The sequence below is a fragment of the Mycoplasmopsis cricetuli ATCC 35279 genome, assembly GCF_000526955.1.
GTDB classification, from domain to species: Bacteria; Bacillota_I; Bacilli_A; order Mycoplasmatales; family Metamycoplasmataceae; genus Mycoplasmopsis; species Mycoplasmopsis cricetuli.
This window is the reverse complement of the sequence record NZ_JAHB01000026.1, coordinates 1-4558: the sequence shown is the minus strand read 5'-3', so window position 1 is coordinate 4558 and position 4558 is coordinate 1. Positions and strand designations below refer to the sequence as shown.

General features: G+C 25.7%; 2 protein-coding genes. One reads left to right on the top strand and one right to left on the bottom strand.

What is annotated here, in order from left to right; genetic code table 4:
* The coding region (locus U744_RS04715) for a hypothetical protein (RefSeq protein WP_036432113.1) at positions 1 to 1926 on the top strand (1926 nt) is incomplete at its 5' end.
* Between the two features lie 304 nt (positions 1927 to 2230).
* Here U744_RS04715 and U744_RS04710 read toward each other — a convergent pair.
* Positions 2231 to 4558, bottom strand: a 2328-nt coding sequence (locus U744_RS04710) for a hypothetical protein (RefSeq protein WP_036432110.1), incomplete at its 5' end; no start/stop codon positions are given.

The following is a 4558-nucleotide window of genomic DNA, read 5'->3' as shown; positions in this document are numbered from 1 at the left end:
TTCCAAGACTTTAGTTATGTAAATAACATTAGTGAATTTAATGTTGGAACTAATCCTGAGATTAATTTAAACTTTAGTGCTATCACTAACAATATCAACAACAAGCAAATAAGACTTGTTGCTCAATATCAAAATCCTGATGGTACTAATGTGCAAATTGAAAGTGAAGCTACAATAGTTACCAATGCTTCAACAGTTCAGAAATTTATTTTCAAACAAAATTTACCTTCAAATAGAATTTTAACTATTCAAAGAGCTGAAATTAATGAAAATAATATTTGAACAACATTAACTGATAAAGATGGATTGAGTGATTTAGCTTCAAAAAACAATTCAACATTCAAAATAAAATCAAAAGGTCCAATTTTGGTAAATAGTGCTCAATTTACAAAACAAAGTGATGCTTCTATTGATAAAGTATATGTTTTAATTAATGTTTCAGATCCTGATAACTTAATTGATAGTAATAAACCACAAAGCCTAAGTGTGAAACTATCAAATTCAGCTGGAAATAATGATATTGCAACAACAATAAATTCAATCACAAATAGTGGTAATAACAACAAGGAAATTAAGCTTCATTTTGCAGGAGCGCAAATTGATAAAACCTACGCTTTATCAAATATCAAATTTGCTACAAATCCAACTATAGCTGCTGAACAAGTTGAGTTTAAAGATAATACAAATAAAGTACTATCAAATAATTCAATTGCAAATGGAATTCAAATTGGAGCAATTACATTCACTGTTAACAATCCAGATCAAATCACCCCTGGAGCAAATACTATTTTTGATAGAACAATTAGTTCAAACGCTATTGAGAATTTTAGTAATTTAAGTTTCGAAGCAAAAATTGTTGATTATAAAACTAATGCTTCTAAATTAGCTTCAGCTGCTGGAACAAATAATTCTAGTTATAAATTTAATTTTGATATGAATGCACAACCATCAATTCGATGAGCAAATAATAAAATTAAATTTACTTTAAAAGTAAAACATAATAATATATCAAAAGATCTGCAAACTGATAAAGAATTTGTTTTAAATGCAAGTTCAACTCGTGTAGAATTAGCAAATTTTGCAAAATTTGCAAATTTTAATAGAGGTAGAATGGATACAACTCTTAATATTAATATTTTTAACAATGATGGTTTAATTGAAAAAATTCCAAATTTAACAAATCCTGTTTTTGTTGTTAAGGTTACTGAAGTAATTAATAACCAACAGATAGATACAGTTCAAGCTGAAGGAAAGTTAATTTCTTCAGCTAATGGTAAATATGTAATTCAAGTATTTTTCCCCAAACTTAAAACTACTGAACATTTTGTATCTGAAATTAGTATAAAAGATAATTTCAATAGCCAATTTAAAACTCAAAATGGGGCAATTGATAACCTTTCTAAATATAGTACATCAGATCAAAATAATGCTTCAATTAAATTTACACCAACTCAATCAAGTACCAAAATTCAAAATTTTGGGGAGTTATATTCAATAACATCTCAACAATCATACAAAACACATACTAATAAAACTATTGATAAAAGTGAAACTAGAGATAGTAATTTTAGAGTTTTCATTAAAAGCAGATTCCAAAATATAGATCCTTCAGATTATGGTAAAAAAGTCCAATTAGTATTTTATTCTGGTCCAATCAATAAAAGTTTTAGAGCAATTTCTACTGAAGTTCTTAAAGCAGGAAAACTTGACTATGAAATTGAATTAAGAGATTATGATTTTGGAAAAGTTCCAAAACCAAAATCAACTCCATTAAAATATGAACTTTATAATGTAGATCTTGTTAGTTCTAATCAAAACTTTCTATTAGATTTTGGCGAGCCATCTTCACATGCAAAATCTGTGGAAATTATTGATCCAGATTCAGGAAATTACTTCTTGTTAACTTATAATGATGAATCAATTTAAAATAATTTATTTTGTTTTAAATTAAATTTAATTGCAAAATAATTTTAATTTTAATAGATTTTTTGATAAAAACTAAAGTGCAAGCTATAAAAATACAAATTATAGCAAGCACTTTTTTTATTTATAAAAATAATTAAAATTTTGTATTTAATAAAAATTTAGTAAAAAATAAAAAAATATCCTGTTTTATAAAACAGGATATTTTTCAAAATTACTCATAGTTTTTCGTTTTCAACATAAAAATAATAGTAATTTTAAAAAAGTAAATAAATTAATGTGCAATTATTTTTAATATATTACTTTGTTAATTTTGATTAATTTTTGGGATATCAATTCCACCTCTAACAAAACTAATTTCATAGTATGTATTGCCCCTATCTAGTAAAGTATTTTGATTTCCATTAAATAAATTAGAATTATTAACATTATAAATTGAACTTAAATATTTATCAGTATCAGTTTTGTATAAGTAAATATATTTAATTTTACCACTATCAAAATCATTTCTATATTTTGGTTCTCCTTCTGGAACATTAGATACAAGATCATCAGGGGTAACTTTACCAATTAAATCAGGATATCTTGAAGGAGTTCATGGTTTAAATGACTCATCATAAGTATCTCATCAATATCCATTTTCTGAACCATTTTGAGGGGTTGAAGTTTGGTTTGCATGCTCATAGAATCCAATTCCGGTTTTAGCATCAGCAAGTAAATCTTTAACACCATTTCGAATTATATAATATCTTTTTCCATTTGCCACTTCTCTTGTAAATACAATTTGACCAACACTATCTTGAACAGAAAAATTATAATTTTTAGCACTATTATCAATTGCAATTTCTGAATTTTTATAATTAGCAAGTAGGTTAGCTGCAATTTTGTGAGGTGTAATACCAAAACTAGGTACAGTATCAGCTAAAATTAAATTATAACCGGTTATTTTGCGTTCATGATAAAACGAATCTACATTTTTAATGTTAAATGTATAATCTCTTAATTTATTATTTATTATTGTTTCATTTGAGATAAATGATTTTACAATATTTCTTATAGGATCTTTAAATCAAATTCTTAAATTTTTACCAATATCATTTTGATTAATTTGAGACAAGTCAACACTAAATGTGGCTGATTCATGTTGGTATAAATCGATAACATTTGATGTTTCAGTATTATTTTGACCATATTTTCTAAGTGTTAATGGTTTAATATTTAATATTTTAGTTCTTGTGTCAATTGGAGTAAATCTAACAACTGCATTTGCATCTGTGGTAGTGTATTCTTTTACATCTTTAAGTGCTTTATTTATGTTTTTAAATTGAGCATTTCATTGTGGTAAAATAGATACTTTTTCAACAAAATAATTATCACCAATATTTAAATTTTTAAATGCAACTTGAGTTCTAAATTTACCAAATCCAGTTTGAACTGGAGCAACTAACTTTCCATGCGCTTCTTGTTGATCTCCAGTATTGCTTTTAATTTTTACTAAGAAAACATCATCAGGAGTGTTTTCAATTGTTTCAAGTAAACCATCATTGTTGAAAATATTAATATCAACATTTACATCACCAATTCCACTGTAATCAATACCAACTGTTTCAATGCTGGTGTCACTTGGATCAATTATTATTTCATGATTTGATAAAGAAATTAAAGTGCTATTCATATTGTTGTTAACATGTGATGCAATTATATTATCAAATTTAATTGTATTGTTAAATGGACGAATTAAATTCCCTGATTGAATTAAGTTATATGGATAATTAAATAAAACATTTGCTGAATTAGTTCCGCTTGCAGTAGCTGAATGAATTCTTGTTGATAAATCTTTAATAACAGAATCAAAAGTTAAATTATTAAAGTTAGCTAAAGCATTTGATACAAATGTATGTTCAATTGATAAATTAGAACCATCAAAATTATGATCTATTGAATCTATTGATTCAATGGTTATATTCCCTATTGATTGTCCATTTGCAATTGGACTATTTGATAGTACTTTATTTGTATTGTCTTTAAATTCAACATCATAAGGAGCAATATTAGGTTTAGCTGTGAATTTTAATTGAGATAGTTTGTAATCTTTACCAAATTCTGCATTTGTAAAACTAAGCATAATTTGACCACTATTTGTGATTGAATTTATTGTTGTTGCAATATCATTATTTCCAGCTGAATTTGATAGTTTCACACTTAGGCTTTGTGGTTTATTACTATCAATTAAGTTATCAGGATCTGAAACATTAATTAAAACATATACTTTATCAATAGAAGCATCACTTTGTTTTGTAAATTGAGCACTATTTACCAAAATTGGACCTTTTGATTTTATTTTCAATGTTGAATTGTTTTTTGAAGCTAAATCACTCAATCCATCTTTATCAGTTAATGTTGTTCAAATATTATTTTCATTAATTTCAGCTCTTTGAATAGTTAAAATTCTATTTGAAGGTAAATTTTGTTTGAAAATAAATTTCTGAGTTGTTGAAGCGTTGGTAACTGTTGTAGCTTCACTTTCAATTTGCACATTAGTACCATCAGGATTTTGATATTGAGCAACAAGTCTTATTTGCTTGTTGTTGATATTGTTAGTGATTGCACTAAAGTTTAAATTAATCTCAGGATT